Origin of the sequence: Campylobacter concisus, from assembly GCF_002913045.1 — a bacterium.
Lineage (GTDB): Bacteria > Campylobacterota > Campylobacteria > Campylobacterales > Campylobacteraceae > Campylobacter_A > Campylobacter_A concisus_AP.
The window spans coordinates 97917-114709 of record NZ_PPAF01000004.1 but is presented as its reverse complement, the minus strand read 5'-3'; the positions used below and the strand labels follow the sequence as shown (position 1 = coordinate 114709).

General features: G+C 30.6%; 15 protein-coding genes and 1 tRNA gene. All 16 read left to right on the top strand.

The features are described from left to right. Nucleotides 1-42 precede the first annotated feature (42 nt). Nucleotides 43-119: transfer RNA gene (locus tag CYP43_RS00625), tRNA-Met, on the top strand. Between the two features lie 545 nt (nt 120-664). After that, nucleotides 665-907, top strand: coding sequence for a hypothetical protein (locus CYP43_RS09385; protein WP_141081842.1), 243 nt, complete (start codon nt 665-667; stop codon nt 905-907). Nucleotides 908-1378: 471 nt separating this feature from the next. Next, entirely contained in the window at nt 1379-2170 is a 792-nt protein-coding gene (locus CYP43_RS00615) for a hypothetical protein (RefSeq protein ID WP_103582114.1), read from the top strand. After that, the gene (locus CYP43_RS00610) at nt 2167-2439 is read left to right on the top strand and encodes a hypothetical protein (RefSeq protein WP_103582113.1); all 273 of its coding nucleotides are present in this window, start codon (nt 2167-2169) and stop codon (nt 2437-2439) included. Before CYP43_RS00615 ends, CYP43_RS00610 begins: the two co-directional genes overlap by 4 nt. A gap of 253 nt (nt 2440-2692) precedes the next feature. Then, nucleotides 2693-3160, top strand: a complete 468-nt coding sequence (tssJ, locus tag CYP43_RS00605) for a type VI secretion system lipoprotein TssJ (protein ID WP_054195914.1) — start codon at nt 2693-2695, stop codon at nt 3158-3160. Nucleotide 3161: 1 nt separating this feature from the next. Further along, a complete protein-coding gene (gene tssK / locus CYP43_RS00600) occupies nt 3162-4556 on the top strand; it encodes a type VI secretion system baseplate subunit TssK (protein ID WP_103582112.1) in 1395 nt (464 codons plus the stop codon). 8 nt (nt 4557-4564) lie between these two features. Beyond that, on the top strand, nt 4565-5329 hold the full coding sequence (icmH, locus tag CYP43_RS00595) for a type IVB secretion system protein IcmH/DotU (RefSeq protein ID WP_084110013.1): 765 nt from the start codon (nt 4565-4567) through the stop codon (nt 5327-5329). Then, nucleotides 5330-6604 carry a type VI secretion system domain-containing protein gene (locus tag CYP43_RS00590; protein ID WP_103582111.1) on the top strand — a complete coding sequence of 425 codons (1275 nt, stop codon included), beginning with the start codon at nt 5330-5332 and terminating at the stop codon, nt 6602-6604. A gap of 79 nt (nt 6605-6683) precedes the next feature. Continuing rightward, complete coding sequence (tssB, locus tag CYP43_RS00585) at nt 6684-7169, top strand: type VI secretion system contractile sheath small subunit (RefSeq protein ID WP_054195918.1); 486 nt, start codon at nt 6684-6686, stop codon at nt 7167-7169. Between the two features lie 2 nt (nt 7170-7171). Then, nucleotides 7172-8620 (top strand): type VI secretion system contractile sheath large subunit, encoded by a 1449-nt coding sequence (gene tssC, locus CYP43_RS00580; RefSeq protein ID WP_054195919.1) that lies wholly within the window; start codon nt 7172-7174, stop codon nt 8618-8620. 7 nt (nt 8621-8627) lie between these two features. Beyond that, nucleotides 8628-9017, top strand: a complete 390-nt coding sequence (locus CYP43_RS00575) for a hypothetical protein (RefSeq protein WP_054195920.1) — start codon at nt 8628-8630, stop codon at nt 9015-9017. Continuing rightward, entirely contained in the window at nt 9017-10735 is a 1719-nt protein-coding gene (gene tssF, locus CYP43_RS00570) for a type VI secretion system baseplate subunit TssF (protein WP_103582110.1), read from the top strand. The genes CYP43_RS00575 and tssF overlap by 1 nt, the downstream gene beginning before the upstream one ends. After that, complete coding sequence (locus CYP43_RS00565) at nt 10732-11628, top strand: type VI secretion system baseplate subunit TssG (RefSeq protein WP_103582109.1); 897 nt, start codon at nt 10732-10734, stop codon at nt 11626-11628. Before tssF ends, CYP43_RS00565 begins: the two co-directional genes overlap by 4 nt. A gap of 78 nt (nt 11629-11706) precedes the next feature. After that, nucleotides 11707-15195, top strand: a complete 3489-nt coding sequence (gene tssM / locus CYP43_RS00560) for a type VI secretion system membrane subunit TssM (RefSeq protein ID WP_103582108.1) — start codon at nt 11707-11709, stop codon at nt 15193-15195. A 9-nt stretch (nt 15196-15204) separates the two neighbouring features. Further along, nucleotides 15205-16125, top strand: a complete 921-nt coding sequence (locus CYP43_RS00555; protein ID WP_103582107.1) for a hypothetical protein — start codon at nt 15205-15207, stop codon at nt 16123-16125. A 65-nt stretch (nt 16126-16190) separates the two neighbouring features. Then, nucleotides 16191-16712: an Hcp family type VI secretion system effector gene (locus CYP43_RS00550; protein WP_054195925.1), complete on the top strand. Its 522-nt coding sequence runs from the start codon at nt 16191-16193 to the stop codon at nt 16710-16712. Nucleotides 16713-16793: the final 81 nt, after the last annotated feature.

Below are 16793 nucleotides of genomic sequence, written 5' to 3'. Positions count from 1 at the left end.
AATAAGTTTAAAAATTATATAATCCGAAACTTATTTTAAAGTGTCACGGTAGCTCAGCTGGTTAGAGCGCTGGTCTCATAAGCCGGAGGTCGGGAGTTCAAGTCTCCCCCGTGACACCAGAACACACTATTTTAGACACTAGCAGTGATGCTTTTGTTCTTTCCCTTTCTTTAAAATTTCCTTTAAGAGTGGAACACTTAGTTGCTAAAGTGGGACAGCCTCTTAAAAATTCCAACAATTATAAAGTCATCACTCTTGTAATGCCATAAAAATAAATTTGTTTTAAATTCTTGCTTCTAGTTTTTATTTTAGGTCACCTTTAAAATACCCCAAGGAATATCCAGCTACTGCCAACTGTTAAGCTTCAGTAAGCTTAACAGTAAAGATGAAGAGCTTTCATAGTAGAGCCTTTGTAAAGAATTTTCTTAAAGGCTTTCAAGAAAGCTTTGAGAAAGACTATACCGCATAGCCTTACGTACAAAAAATGAAAGAGGAGGATATAATGACGAAAAAATAAAAGGTTATACGAGTTTACAAACCGGTGCTAGTTATATAAATTTCAAAAACATAACCGATACGAAAGATCTGGTAAAGACCATAACTCATGAAAACCAAAGATCGATGGATATACAAGATCATAGAGATATAAACAAAAATAGAGATGATGATACTAAGTATGAATCAAATTTCTCAAATTTTGCGAGAAGTAAAGCATTCAATTGGGGCAATATCAAAACAATGGAGAGATTTCTTAAATACAAAATCAATAAATAGGGAAGATAAATTATTAAATAATATGATAGAAAATGGTGGAAATATTTTTAGACATACAATTTTTCAAGGAGCAAATTATGAACTTCGCAATACAATAAAAGACAATACTATCGGCGGTAGTGGTAATGAATGATTTTTTTAATGCTTTCTGGCGAGAATTTCAATATAAAATCGTAGATTTAATCGTATATTTAGCCAATCATCACCCATTAGTTGCTTGGATTATCTTATATTTTTTGGGTTTACCCGTACTATATTTTTGTTTTAAGTTTATTCGCCATTGTTATATAATCTATAATAAATCTAAAAATATAAAAATTTTAAAAATAGGTATATTATTTTTTATTCCTATTGTTATTGTTTTTTACTTTCTCGTTAAATTCACAATCTACAAATCAAATGGATATTTAGTTTATTTTTGCATCTTTTCGTGGATTTCTACTATTGGTGTGATTTTTTGGGCTTTTCGACCTGAAAAATTTATACCAGATAAATCACAGAATAGAAACCATAAAAAACATAAGAAGCAAAAAGTTAAATTTGAAAAAAGTAAGAATTCGTTAAATTTTACAAATGTAAAATTAAAAAAATAAACAAAGCAGCGGTGATAAATAGAAATTTTAAAAATATCTCTAAAATAGGAATGACTGAAAGAATAAACGAAAAACTATTAGCCAATACTCCAAAAGGAGGAAAGCTAGGTAGCGACGGTATATTAAGACACAACGGCAAAGAGTATGTAGCTCGTAGTATGGATATAACGGGAAATAAAGTGATATATCAACAATTAGGTAAAAATAATAAACCGGTAGAGGTTTATAAAATTACTAACGATAAAGGTTATTTAGTGACAGCTTCTAAACCAAAGCTCTCTGCTTCGGAAAGCAGTCCTAGTACTTTAATAAAAGATGCAACAAAAGATATTAAATTTTATGATAGCTCAAAAACCCCGGGTATAGTAGCAGGCGCCACCATAGGCGGAGGTATAGATATTGGATCGCAGTATATAAATAACGGCTACAGTTTTAAAAATATTGACCATACAGAAGTAGTAATAAATGCATTAGGCGGTGCATATGGCGGAGCTGCTAGCGGTTTATTCTCGGCAATAGTCAGAGGCGCTTTTGTTAACTCATCTACCGAGCTATACTCCCAGCTTAAAGACAGATCAAAAGATGTAGATGCAGAGAGAGTGGTCGGAAAAGGTTTTGCCGGTGGAACTTTTGGTGCATTCGGCAATATAGCAGGAAATTTTGGTAAAAATATAAAAGTCGGCGATGGGGATTTACAGGCTGCAGCTGAAAGTATAGTATCGGTTGTGACAGGGGCAGGTCAAGCAGTAGCCGATAGCATAAAAAGCAAAAATGACAAAGATAGAAAGGATAACAAAAAATGAAAAAATTTCTAATTATTTTTTTTGGTAGCATATTATGTATTGGCTTTATAGTAATCCTAAAACTTCTTTTCGGAGAATATTATGTTGATGCCGTAGCCGCATCAATCATGCTTACAAATGTATATTTTATGATAAAAAACGGCATAAAAAAGAGCGACTTTTCGAAAAAGAATTTGAAAGAAATGGACGTCACGATAGGCGGCGTCTCTTTGATACAGGCTATATTTGTATTTATAATGTGGATTGGTTACAACGCCACAAGAGGGTAAACATAAAAGTGGGCGAGTAGAATAAGACCGCGGCTGAAGCTGGAGCAAGTATACTTACTGGAAATAATACAGGTGGCTGTAGCACAGGTGGCTGTAGATAGTATGATCAATAAATATAATAAAAACGATAAAAAAGAATAAGAACAGATATAAAAGTTTTGTTTAAGAACATTAATTTTAAAATGAGCATCATCTAAATTTTTTAGATATAATTACGCAAAAATAATATTATTAAAATCAGGTAAAGGAACTCATGAAAAAAATATTTAAATTTCTATCTTTTTTAGTATTTATGCTATTTCTTACAGGATGTGCAAAAGATCTTATTATAAGTAATATGCCAAATTCAAATTTGAACTATCATGGCGATAATGTTCCTATAACTATCATAGCTTATAAATTAAGAGATGTGGCTAAATTTAAAGAAGCTAGCATTATCGATCTAGCCGAGAGAAATGGTGAAATACTAGGTTATGACAAGATTGACTCTATAAAAACACAAATTCAGCCAAATACAAATAGATATGCTTTTACAAATGTATATCCTGACGAGGTTCCGTATGTCGGTATTTTGGTACTTTATGCTGATCAGAGCAAGACAAATATCAAGGCTTACAAAGCTACAAAAGAGATAAAAGAAAAAAATATAGTTTTTGAAATAACAAAAAATGGCGTAAATGTTTTAGACGCTAGTAGCTCTAAAATACAAGCAAGCAAATAAAATGTCTGAAAAGCTAAAAGTCGTTTGGTATAACGGAATGAACGTCGATAAGGTTCATTTCGAGCAACAAGAAAGATATTTTGAGAGAAATTTAAACCTAAAAACCATCTCTTCTTTTTCAAATTTATATGGTGTTTTAGATTTAGAAATTTCAAGCGATCTTTTGCTTCAAGGTAAAATAGGGCTAACTAAAATTTCTTGTATCTCTCAAGATGGCACGATTTTTAACGCGCCAGATCAAGATGAATTACCAGAGCCACTTGAGATAAGCCCAAGTGAACTAAACTCAGCCATTATAGTGTTAAAACTACCTATTAGCTCAGGTTTGGTTGATATTAGCTTGCAAAATAATTTACCAAATCTAAAATTTACAGCTAAGCAAGCACTTATCAGCTCAAGAGTGCATGATGAAGCTAGCAACGATATATTAAACGAGCTAGACGATAAAGATGATTTTGAACTATCTTCTGCCTTTACACAAGATAAAGAAAATCTAATCCTAGCAAGCCAAAGATCATCTCTTGGAGTATTTGGCTTAAAGATGCCTTATGAGCTTAGCATACCAATTTGTAAAATAAAAAATATAGACCTAAATAAGCAAATAACACTTGACGAAAAATTTATTCCAACTTGTATTGACATCAGTAAAAACACCTTCATAACAAATTTTATAGAGGAGCTTAGCTTTGCTACAAAGCAACATCAAGAGAGTTATTTTGGGTTGTTAGGAGGTGTTGACCAAGCTAAAAATAGACTTGATTTTTCAACGTATTTAACACTAAATATGCTAAAAAAATGGTATTTAATATTCTCTTATTTGTTAAAGAAAGATAAATTTCACCCAGAGTATTTCTATGAAAAATTAGTTGATTTCCAGGCTGATTTGTTAGCACTTAGCCACGATAATAGTTTTAGCGAATTTATAGCCTACGATCACAATAATCTAACTCAAACTTTTGTGCCTTTGATAAATAATCTAAGACTTTTATTCTCACATATCTTATCTCCAAAATATATAATGGCACAGATTGTTAAAAATAATCACGGTTTTTATGACTGTATTTTTGATAATCCAAGCATTATTGAAAACTCAGAAATTTATTTTGCTATTCACAGTGATACGAAAAATGAGTATCTTCTTAAAAATTTTAAAGAGCAGTGTAAAATCCATACTCAATCAAATATAAAAGGCATAGTTTCTTCACAGCTAAGAGGTATAAACGTAGAGCAAATTTCTGTTGTTCCTAGTACTTTACCAAAGTTAAACGATTATATCTACTATAAGATAGACAAAAAAGATGAAATTTTTAAAAGCTTTGCAAATCAAAATGTGATTAGCGTTTATATAACGGCAAATTTACCAAATGCTGACATTAAAATGTGGGCTTTATTATAAGGATAAAAATGAACGAAAATCAAAATGAAACCTCAGTTTTAAGTCAAACAAATCTTTTGGGTCTTGGCACAAATCTTGCACTAGATCATGTGTTACCATTACTTCTTTTGGCAAATAGGGTTTCAAAATTACAAAATTTTTCACAAAGTGAAATGGCAAATTTACGTGAAAAATTGATAAACGACATCTTAAGCACTACTTCAAAAATATCAAATCTAGGCATTTATGAGGAAGACGATATTATTAGACTTAGATATTGCCTTTGTGTTTTTATAGATGAGAGCTTGCTAAAAAATGAAATTTTTATGAACAGCTTTTGGGCCAATAATACCCTGACAACAAGATTTTTTAATGAAAATCTAGGTGGAAATAAATTCTTTGGCATTATGGATAAGTGGTTTGAAAATGTTGGCAAAAATAAAGATTTCTTAGAATTTATATATGCTTGTTTGGTGCTTGGCTATAAAGGAAAATATGAAACACAAGAAGATTGCAATGAAAAAATTTCTTATCTTTGTGAAAATATAGCTGCAGCCGTTTCTCCGCTCATAAAGGCCGATGAAAATGTATTTGAAAAGAGTTACTTAAAACAGACAAAGAAAAGTTTTCTTGAGGTATTTTCGTTAAAGCGTTTAAAATTTTATTTCATTTTGCTAGCTATTGCCATGATTGCAGCTGCATTTTTATATAGTACATATTCTATGGATCAAAACAATATCAGAAACGATAGCATCCTAAATAATAAGATAGAGAATTTTATGGATAATAAGTAAGTGCAAGATAATTTTTGTAATAAATTTAATGAAGATTTTTTAGAGAATGAGCTTTATATTAGTTTAACTGATGAAATGTCAAAGTATAAAACTTTGATGCATGATAGCATAAAGTGGGATTACGTATTTAGCTCATCTTTAAAAGCCTTAAGTGAGTTTAGCCTTGATGCTAAGCTTTTAAATTTCTTAGCGATTTCTGCTATAAATTTAAACGATAAAGAGGCTTTTAAGACACTTATAAAAGCTTTTGCCTTTTTTCTATCTATTTTAAAAAAAGAGCCAATTTCACTTGCAAAAAATGAAAAACAACTACCTGCTAAAAAAAAGATAATAGCTCAAACAATAGAGCTTTTTACGCAAGCTAATGATAAAGCTTTGGATCAAGCTGAGGCAAAAGCATTTAATGACCTTGTACCTGAGCTTTCGCAAGAGCTTGGCACACATTTTGATACGCTTTATATAGAAGAAAAAAAAGAAGAAATTTTAAAAGCTAAAGAGCCAAAAGTCATTACTAAAACTGAGTCAACTTACCATCAAAGCGTTTCGTTTAGCGGTAATGACATTAGTACATTTAATGATAGAGAATTTAGAGAATATTTTATAAATTTATCACTAATGCTTTTAAGGAGTGATATTAAAAATTTTAATGCTTATACTTTAATTTCTGAAGCAATGTGGGGCAGAATAAAGGCGCTTCCATCAAGTAGCGATCAAATAACTCAGATACGTTATCCTGATGAAAATCTAATTATGCTTTTAAAAAAAAGTAGCGAACTAAATCTTGACAATTTAGAAAAATTTATAAGAAATTTAGCACTTAACCCATTTTGGATAGAAGGCATTAAGATATTTTGCGAGTTTTTAAATAGCGCTGGACTTGCAAGACAAAGTGATCTTATTTGTGATATGGTTTTAAATTTTATTGATAAATTTCCAGATATGAAAAAGCTCAAATTTCAAAGTGGAGAAGCTTTTTTTAGTGAAGATATAAGTAAATTTTTTATTAAAAGCAACTCTTTGGAATTTACTTCCAGCAGTGATAGTAAAAAAGATATGAGTTTTGAAGATCTAATAAAAGAACTAGACAAAAGCAAGCATGCCTCAAGTACTCAAAGCGAGCTTAATTTTATGCTTGAATTATCAAAAATTTTTACTGCTCAAGGCATGAATAATAATGCAAAAGCTACCTATGCACAAATAGTTAATTTTATAGAAAATACCGAGCTTAAAGATTATTTATCAGACATATATATAAAGGCAAAAACATTTGTGTGATAAAATATGTTTTTTTAAATCACCTTTAATTTTATTTAAATATAATTCTTAAATCATTTACGAAAAAAAGGATGTTACTATGGCAGATAATCTAATCCCACCAAAAGAACGCATAAATATAGTCTATAAAACTAAGACAAATGACCAAGAGGCTGATGTAGAGCTTCCATTAAAACTTATGGTAGTTGCAAATTTAACTGGTGAAAACCAAACTCCACTTGAAGATCGTGAAGTGATTTCTATCAATAAAATAAACTTTGATCAGGTTATGAAAAGCTTAGATATTCATACAAATTTCTCTGTAAAAAATAAGCTAAATTCTAATAATGAAGATTTAAATATTGACCTTGATTTTGAGAGCATCCATGATTTTAATCCAGATAATATTATAAATCAAATTCCTGAGCTAAAAAAACTCTTACAGCTTAGAAAAGCTTTAGTTGCACTAAAAGGTCCTATGGGCAATATGCCTGATTTTAGAAAAGCGGTTTTAGAAGCTATAAAAGATGAAGATAGTAGAAAACAACTTCTTTTAGAGATTAAAGACGAACAAGATAAGGAATAAAAATGTCTGAAACTAAAGTTAAAACTCCTATCATTGAAAGCATAATGCAAAGGAGTAAATATTCAAAAGATGACGAGAGTTATAGTGTTGTAAAGCAAGGAGTTGCTGAGTTTATTTCAAACATAATAACAACAAATAATGCCGAAGATAAAATAAATAAGCTCGCACTAGATGAGATGATAGCTCACATTGATACCCTTTTATCTGCTCAAATGGATGAAATTTTACACAATAAATCTTTCCAAGAACTAGAATCAACTTGGCGTGGAATTAGATTTTTGGTCGAGAGAACGAATTTTAATGAAAATGTAAAAATTGATCTTTTAGACGCCACAAAAGAAGAAATTTTAGATGATTTTGAAAACAATCTAGATATAACTCAAAGTACACTTTATAAACAAATTTATTCAGCTGAATATGGACAATTTGGTGGTGAGCCAGTTGGTGCGATAGTGGCTGATTATGAGCTAGATAAATCAAATCAAGATATGACTTTTTTAAATAAAATGTCATCAATTGCTGCAATGAGCCATTCACCGCTTCTTACATCTCTTTCTGCTAAATTTTTCGGACTTGATAATTTTGGTGAGCTTGAAAATATAAAAGATCTAAAAAGCATGCTAGAAGGCCCACAATATACAAGATGGAGAACTTTTAGAGAAAATGAAGATGCAAAATACACAGGATGTATGGTAAATAGATTTCTTACAAGATCTCCTTATGTGCCAGAAGATAATCCTATAAAGAGCTTTAATTATAGAGAAACTGTAAATAATCACGATGATATGCTTTGGGGCAATGGGGCCTATGCGTTTGCTACAAGGCTTACAGATAGTTTTGCTGATTATAGATGGTGCGGCAATATCATTGGGCCAAAAGGTGGCGGTGCTGTAAAGGATCTTCCAACTTACACTTACGAAAATTATGGAAGCGTTCAAACAAAAATTCCAACCGAAGTTTTGATCACAGATAGAAGAGAATTTGAACTTTCAGAAAATGGATTTATCGCTCTTACTTTAAGAAGAGATAGCAATAACGCTGCATTTTTCTCTGCTAACTCTGCTTTAAAGCCTAAAATTTTCCCAAATACTCCAGAAGGTAAAGCTGCTGAGACAAATTTCAGACTCGGAACCCAACTACCTTATGTATTTTTGATCTCTCGTTTGGCTCATTATCTAAAAGTGCTTCAAAGAGAAGAGATAGGTACATGGAAAGAGCGTAGCGATGTTGAGCGTGGCTTAAATGAATGGCTAAGACAATACATCTCAGATCAGGAAAACCCACCAGCAGATGTTAGAAGTAGAAGACCATTTAGGAGCGCAAAAGTAATCGTCAGTGATATAGCTGGCGAGCCTGGTTGGTATAAAATAGAGCTTTTGGCTAGACCTCACTTTAAATTTATGGGAGCAAATTTCGAGCTTTCTTTGGTTGGAAAACTAGACAAAGAGTAAGCTTACTATGTCGCTGATAGATAAAATTTTATATGAATTTAGCGATGAATCAAAGCTACGTCCATATTTTAAAGATCTAGACAGCGACATAAAAGATCACATTGATACTATTTTAAACTCTAGACTTGGTAACTACGGCCGATTAAATGATAGTATTATTGATCTTTGGTCGATGGGCGTTGAAATAAATGAGCTTGGTCATAAACTTGGCATGGCAATATATGAACTAATCAGCTCAAATGAGAATAGAATAGAAGTAACATCTATCGGATATGATGACTCACTAAAGCCTTGGCGTATCATCTTTAATATAAATTACAAGCATAAAAACGATAATTTCAAAGAGTATTTGCTAAAAGTTATTTTTAAAAACAATAGATATTGTGAGATTTTATAATGGATTATAATGAAAATAATCTAGCTTATTTTCAAAAAGAGATGGCATATCTTGATGAAACAAGAGCCCTTTTTATTAAAAATTTTCCAAAAGTAGCACCCTTTTTAGATACTAAAAGCAAAGATCCTGATATTGAGAGTATAATAGAAAATATGGCTATTTTAACATCGAGGATCAGGCAAGAACTAGATGAAAATATCCCACTAATCGCTGAGTCTTTAGTAAATATATTAATGCCAAGCTATACAAATCCTTTTCCATCAGTTTGTATGCAAGAATTTACCTTAAGAGATGACTTCTCGGGGGTGAGAGAATTTATACCAAAAGGAAGTATAGTTGAGTCAAAGAAGATCAATGGCATAACGTGCAAATTCCAAACGATCTTTGACATAAATTTGCTTCCATTAAAGATAACAAAAGCTTTTATGTCAAACAATAAGAGTGATTATCTTCTAAATTTAAATATAAGCGTTACAAAGGACGAGCTTAGCACTAAAGAACTTGATATAGACTTTTTAAATTTATATCTTGGAGATAATGTTTACTTCTCTTCTACGCTCTTAATGTGGCTAAAAAATTACTTGAAATTTATTACAATAAGTTTTGAAGATAGCGATCAAGAGATAAAGTTAAGCCCTGATAAACTTAGTTTAGATGAGTTTGATGAGCGTTTGATAAAGAGTGATGAGTTTGGATTTGAAGCATTTGAGCTTTTAAAAGAGCTATCATTTTTTCCTTCAAAGTTAAATTTTGTGCGATTAAACGGCCTTAGCTTTCTTAAAAATTTTTCTATAAAAAGCTTTAATATTAAATTCATATTTTCAAAAGATATGCCAAGTGGATATGTGCCAAGGCTAGAGTATTTTTCTCTTTTTGCTACGCCTGCAATAAATTTATTTGTAATGAGTGCCGAGCCTATTTTGAATAACAATAGACGAAGCGAATATAGAATTTTTCTAGATCGCTCAAATATCGATGCTTATGAAATCGTTTCAATAAATAAGGTGGTCGCCCATAGTAGTAATAATGAAAAAAGGATATTAAAAAACTATAAAAGTTTTGAGAGATTTGAATTTTTAAATGATGAGCGAGCAAAAGATTATTATTTTGTCAGCAATAAAACAGATATAAAACTAAACTCTTATAAAGAAATTTCCTTTTTTAAAAGTGACTCTAAAGATCAAACCATTAGCATAGATGCACTTTGCTGCAATGGTGATTTACCTTGCAAGCTAAAACTTGGCGAGATAGATAGAGTTTTGTCCCACCAAGGTGTAACAACTAAAAATTTAACCATTCCAACTAGTGTAAAGCGAGTAAAAATAGATGGAAATCTTCTTTGGAAACTAGTTAGTATCTTATCTTTTAGCTATCAAAGCATACTAGAGAAGGGCTCTTTTTTAGCACTTCTTAATACCTTTAGCACACCAGATGATGAGTTTTTTAAAAAATTTGCAAACTCGCTTTATGATATAAAAACGAAGCAAATTTATAGAGTTGACCAAGGCTTTGCAAAAAGAGGGTTACTATGCATATTCTATATAGATGAAAGCGAATTTGAGAGTATTGGAAATGTATATACTTTAGGTATAAATTTGGCTAAATTTTTATCAAAATTTGCCTCAATCAATTCATTTTGCGAGCTTAAAATAAAGTGTATAAAGAGTAAAATTTTGCTTAATTATGACTTTTTAGGTGGTACAAAAAAATTAATATGAACAAAGAACTAAATCAAGCTTCTTTTTTTAAGTTAGTAAAAAACTGCCTAAAGCACCAAGATAGAAGAGATGTTTTTTTAAAAAATAGCCCAAGTTTTGCTTATCCGATTAATGAGCTTGAGAGCTTAAATAAAGAGGATGTAGTAAAAATCGTCGTAAATTTTATGGGTCTTTTGGGAAGTGGCTCGCATCTTACAAGCTATATTTTGGAGAAAATTTCAAAGAGTAGCGATAATAATTTCGAGAAATTTTTTGACTTTTTTGATAATTACTTGCTTTGGCTTTTCTTTGATAGCATTAGTCTAAAAAATTATGCAAGATCCTTTGAAAAAGAGCTTGATGATAAAATTTCAAAGATTTTATTGGATATATTAAACATAAGCAATAAAAAATTAGCAAAAAAATTCTTACCATTTTCTCCGCTTATTATTAGTCAAAGAAGGCCTAAAAGAGAGATCGAGTTTGCCTTGCAGCGTCATTTTAATTTAAAAAATAAACTATTTTTACTGGAAAATCTACCAAATCAAATTTTCATAGCGCCTTCAAATTTAAATTCGCTTGGTATCAAAAATAAGACTTTGGGCAGAAATTTTATACTTGGTAAAAAGCTTTTTGAGAAACAAACTAAAATAGCAGTTTATATAAATGGCATAGATTATGAAGAAGCTATTGATTTTTTCCCAAAAAGAAGAAAATTTAAAGAGCTTCAAGATACTCTTATTTTGTTTACAAACAATGAATTTGTTGCTGATTTATACATAAAAATAAACTATTCTCCAAAGATGCAATTAAAGCTTGGGATAGATGAAAGTTATAGTAAAATAGGCCTTGGTGCAAGGCTTAAAAGTAATAAAAATATGTCAAATTTTATAAAATTTAGGCTTTGCTCTTAAATTTTCAGATATAAAATCTAAAATATTTGTTATTATTACATTAAAGAAATATATTTATTTGTAAAAGGATGTGCATCAATGGCATTTATCGATTACCTAAGAAGATTTTTTGTCTTTTTTAGATTTAAACACAGTACCATTTTGGTAGTTTCTATTGCATTAAGCATCTTATTTTGGCTTTATGCTCCACTTATAGCTTTTAACGATGTATATAGCTTTGCTAGTATAAGTTCAAGAGTCACTATATTAATTGCATTTTGGGCAGTTATTTTGTTTTTTGTTTTAATCAAACCATTAATGCACTATTTAGCATCTCAAAAAGATGAAAAAAATAACAAGCTAAAAGAGATCAAAAAAGAGTCTATGGATAGTTTTGGTAAGGCAAAAAGAAATTTTATGCTTTCTTTGAAAGATGCCAAAACAACATGGAAAAAAGATATAAATTTTAAAAAATTACCTTTAATAATGATAATGGGTAACGAAGGTGCTGGAAAGAGCGCATTTATAAACTACTCAAATATCGAATTTCCGCTATCTGATAGTTTAGATACTTATAAAAAAATACATAAAAGTACGACAAACTTTAATCTTTATATTTCAAAATTTGGTGCACTTTTAGATACTGAGGGTATACATTTTGCACAAGAGAGCTTGTACCAGCCAACAGCTACTGAAGAGCTTCCTGAAGATGATGTGGATAAAAATAGGGATTACTTGCTTAAAAAAAGTATCTGGAGTGAATTTTTACACTTTTTAAAACGAAATGATTTTAACGCTAGATTAAGTGGCGCGGTTTTAATCATAGACACTAAAAAATTCCTCGAAGGCACTCAAGAATATTTTGATGAATTAATTAGATATATGATAAAAAGGGTTAATGACTGCGAGAAACATCTAAAGACTAAATTTCCTATTTATATTGTTTTTAGCAAGCTTGACTTAATAGATGGTATGGGAGATTATTTTAGGCTTTTCAATGAAGATGTGGCAAATAAGGCTCTAGGAATAAACTTAGATCCAAATTTCTCAAAACAATCACTAGAAACTGAACTAAAAAACCTAAGCGAGTCACTATTTAAACATCTCATGAGTAAGAACTCGATTTCGCATTTATTGGAAGATAAAAAACGTTCATATCTCTTTTTAAAACAACTTGATAATTTTTTTGCTTTAGTGAAAGATTTTGTAACAAAGCTAAGCTCTCAAAATGCACTTAAAAATAGCTCAACCATAAATGGAATTTATTTCGTTAGTGCTTATCAAGAAAATATACCTATAAACTACCTTACAAACACTATTTGCGATAGATATAACATCAAAAAACCACTTTTAAGAGCAGTAAATAACTATAGTAAACAAAGCTATTTTGTAAAATCATTTTTAAAAGAGATAGCTTTTAAAGCCAACTTAAATAAATTTAGTGCTCAAAATAGATTTACAAAATTTGCAAATTTTATTTTAGTAGCCATACTTTGTGCCGGAGTATATTTGGGTTCTAGTTTTATTCTAGATACTAAAAATATAAAAGAGCAAAATGCTATAAATAATGCAAATAAAATTTCTTCATACCTTGATGGTAAAAAATACAAGGATCTCTCTCCAACACAAAAGATTGAGCTTCTAAATTTACTAAAACAAAGTCTAAATGACTATCCAAGAATCTTTAGTGGTGATACTAAATTTGAGTATATAACACTAGATACTTCGTATAAAGGCTTCACTCCAGTTAAAGCACTTTACTATGATTTAAATGCTGATTTTTTCAAAAATACAGTTTTAACTGAAATGGAAAATATACTAAAAAATGAAATTGATCCAGATAAGCTAATAAAAGCATTTTATATGTATGATTCACTCTTTGATAAAGATTACACAAATGTGGATTTATTTAAAATTTGGATTAGCACAAACTGGGATAAATTTGAAAAATATGGCGTTGCAAAAGATGAATTCTTAGCTCATATTGAGGCTATTTTAAAGGCAGAAAATTTAAACATAACTGCGGACACAGTTGCTCAAAGTATAGCAAATACGAGGCTATCACCCGTTCAAAGAGCACAAAGACTCTACTATATACTTGAGTTCATATCATTTAAAGACGATAAATCTTTTTATGATATTAAAAAAGATATTGAAAATTTATACACAGTAGTCCAAGAGAAAGAAGCATTTAAGCCATTTAATAAAATTTATACAAAAGAAAATTTAAGAGATTTCTTATCAAAGCTTAGCTCAAACATAGATCAAACAGCTGGAATAGAATCTTGGCTAATGGAGACAAATTCTTCTTTAAAAGATATTAGCTCAAATGATAAGAAAGAGTTAAGTATTGCTGTAATAGAGCTTTATTTGCAAAATTATGCTGATAAGTGGAGCCAAATTTTAAGAGAAATAGAACCAAATGAATTTACCACAAAAAAAGAGGTCATAGAAGAGCTCGACATCTTGTCAAAGAGAGAAAATCCTTTAAATTCTTTAATAAAATTAACTAATCAAAATACAAATTTAAATGATGAGAATTTACTAAAATATATCTATTCTCTAGGATTTGCTTCAAGTGAGATAAAGCGTGTTTTCAGTGATTTTAGTGCTAAATTTACTAACTATCATGCGTTAAATTCTAATGACTTGCTAGATATTATAAGCAATGATGTAACAAGCGTTTATAAAAAAGTTAGTGACTATAACTTCGAAATGCTTCAAAGCAACGATGATAAAATAGTTTATGCAATAAATGGTATAAAAAATGAAAACGACCCATTCATTGTCTTAAATAATGATGCTAAGAAGCTTCCAGATGAGTTAAATGAATATTATCAAAAGTTATCGACACTTGCGTGGAAACAAGTAGAAAATGGCGCTTCAGCGCTTTTATCAACAGCATATAGAGATGATGTTTTTGATGATTTTGAAAGTCTTATCAAACCATTTTATCCATTTAACGAACAATCTCCGAAGGCTGTCAGTATAGAAGAATTTAAAAGATTCTTTGGCAAAAACGGAACTTGGAATAGCTTTTATGATAGATATCTAAAACAAATCTTAAGCAAAACTGCCGATGGTTATAAAATAAGACCAAAATACGCAAAAGAGCTAAGATTTAGTAGGGATTTCCTTAAAAATATTGCCTATATAGACAGAATTTCAAATTTAATGCTTGATTCAAATGATGAGCTAAAATTAAATTATAATTTAAAAGCTGTCGACTTATCAGCAAATTTTAGCCATATAAATATTAGTTATTCTAATAACTCTTTGACTTATGATCATACAATTGCCTCAAATTTGATAGTTTCAAGCAAAAATTTTGATATATCAACACAGTTTAAATTCAATGCAGTTTCAAGCACTGGAAGCGAGAGAAAAGAGCTAAGCTTTGATGGAGAGTGGGGCTGGTATAAGATATTAAAAGCTTCAAATTTTAGTAGCGTTGGCGTTAGTACACTTAATTTTGATGGTAGAAGAGATTCGTATTTTGGCTTTGAAGTAACACCAAATGGAGGAGAGCTTTTAGAGCTTATGGATATCATACCAACGATAAATTTACCAAAGAAGATGCTTTATTAAGGATAAAATATGCAACAAATAGCAGCAGTTATACAAAATTACGATAAAGCGTCAAGCTTTTCAGCTCAATTTATCATTTTTGATGAAAATGGCGGTGATATAGGCTCACTAGACACTACAAAATTTTCTTGTAATGATATGAGTGATTCAATCGCACCAAAACACGCTCATGTTGGATTTGAAGAGGGGGTTTTCACAATTTGTGGCTATAAAGATTGTGAAATTTTTTATAGTGATTCATATTCAAAGCTTCCAGATGACTATGAGAGCGTCATAAATTTGGGCGATGTCTTTAGGATGGGGGAGTTAAAATTTATATTTATAGACCCTTCTAGGATTGATGAATATATAGGAAAAGCCCATAAGATAATAGAAAATACGAAAAATTTTGACAAGCTTGATGATAAACGTTTTGAGCCAGTTGGTAAAATTTCAAATGTTGATTTTAAAGAAGAGCCAAAGATAAACTCATTAATAAATGATAAAAAAGATATCACTTTAAATGAAAATGCGCACGATGCAGTTTTAAATTTAAATGAGATAGCTCAAAATTTTGATGAAGAAGAAAATGCAAATAATCAAAATATGCTTACTGCAAAAAGCATGGATGAGCTTTTGACAAAGATAGTTGAGAGTATAAAATTGCAACCAAATATGAGCCCTATAAGTGAGCAGACTAGGACTTTAAATACAAAAGATATGGAAACAATCATGAAAACTCTTCCTCTTAGTGACTCGACAGAACTAATAAATACTGTTTTGGTTAAGCTTATATGCAAAGAGCTATATAGTCAAATGTATGATATAGTCGAGAATAACTCATTTTTTAAATATCTTTCAGGAGCTGTGCTAAAAAGTACCAAGGAAGATAAGGAAGCGTTTAATTATCTATTGCATAAAGCTCTTCAAAGCTATATGTTAAAAAAGTAATGTTTTTAATAAAACAGAAAGTAAATAAAAGATAGAATAATCCAAACTTTTTAATAGGAGTAAATATGTCACAACCAGTGTATATTAAAGTGAAAGGTTCTACACAAGGACTTATTTCAAGTGGTGCTTCAACAGAAGCTAGTATAGGTAATCGCTATCAGTCAGGTCACGAAGATGAGATCATGGCTCAAGAGGTTTCTCATATAGTAACAGTTCCAACTGATCCACAAAGTGGCCAACCATCAGGTCAAAGAGTCCATAAGCCATTTAGTTTTACTACATCACTAAATAAAGCTGTTCCACTTCTTTACAATGCTTTAACACAAGGTGAAAGACTTCCAGAGGTTGAGATCTATTGGTATAGAACATCAACTAGTGGTGGTGCGGAGCATTTCTTCACTACAAAACTAGAAGATGCAACTATAACAGATATTACTCTAGTAAGTCCAAATGCTCAAGACAAGCTAAACAGCGACAAAACAGAGCTTTTCAAAGTTTCAATGAACTATAGAAAGATAGTTTGGGAACACGTAGCTGCAGGCACAAGCGGAAGCGACGACTGGAGAGAAGCTACTAAAAAAGCTTAAAACCAACCTAGGGTTTACCCCTAGGGTTAATAAAATCATCTTCTAGCTAGAAGGACACAGATGAGCCCTTTTTATCTTTAT

Coding starts and splice junctions, on each gene's coding strand:
- CYP43_RS09385 (WP_141081842.1), top strand. CDS start 665: ATGATACTAAGTATGAATCAAATTTCTCAAATTTTGCGAGAAGTAAAG.
- CYP43_RS00610 (WP_103582113.1), top strand. CDS start 2,167: ATGAAAAAATTTCTAATTATTTTTTTTGGTAGCATATTATGTATTGGC.
- tssJ (WP_054195914.1), top strand. CDS start 2,693: ATGAAAAAAATATTTAAATTTCTATCTTTTTTAGTATTTATGCTATTT.
- tssK (WP_103582112.1), top strand. CDS start 3,162: ATGTCTGAAAAGCTAAAAGTCGTTTGGTATAACGGAATGAACGTCGAT.
- icmH (WP_084110013.1), top strand. CDS start 4,565: ATGAACGAAAATCAAAATGAAACCTCAGTTTTAAGTCAAACAAATCTT.
- tssB (WP_054195918.1), top strand. CDS start 6,684: ATGGCAGATAATCTAATCCCACCAAAAGAACGCATAAATATAGTCTAT.
- tssC (WP_054195919.1), top strand. CDS start 7,172: ATGTCTGAAACTAAAGTTAAAACTCCTATCATTGAAAGCATAATGCAA.
- CYP43_RS00575 (WP_054195920.1), top strand. CDS start 8,628: ATGTCGCTGATAGATAAAATTTTATATGAATTTAGCGATGAATCAAAG.
- tssF (WP_103582110.1), top strand. CDS start 9,017: ATGGATTATAATGAAAATAATCTAGCTTATTTTCAAAAAGAGATGGCA.
- CYP43_RS00565 (WP_103582109.1), top strand. CDS start 10,732: ATGAACAAAGAACTAAATCAAGCTTCTTTTTTTAAGTTAGTAAAAAAC.
- tssM (WP_103582108.1), top strand. CDS start 11,707: ATGGCATTTATCGATTACCTAAGAAGATTTTTTGTCTTTTTTAGATTT.
- CYP43_RS00555 (WP_103582107.1), top strand. CDS start 15,205: ATGCAACAAATAGCAGCAGTTATACAAAATTACGATAAAGCGTCAAGC.
- CYP43_RS00550 (WP_054195925.1), top strand. CDS start 16,191: ATGTCACAACCAGTGTATATTAAAGTGAAAGGTTCTACACAAGGACTT.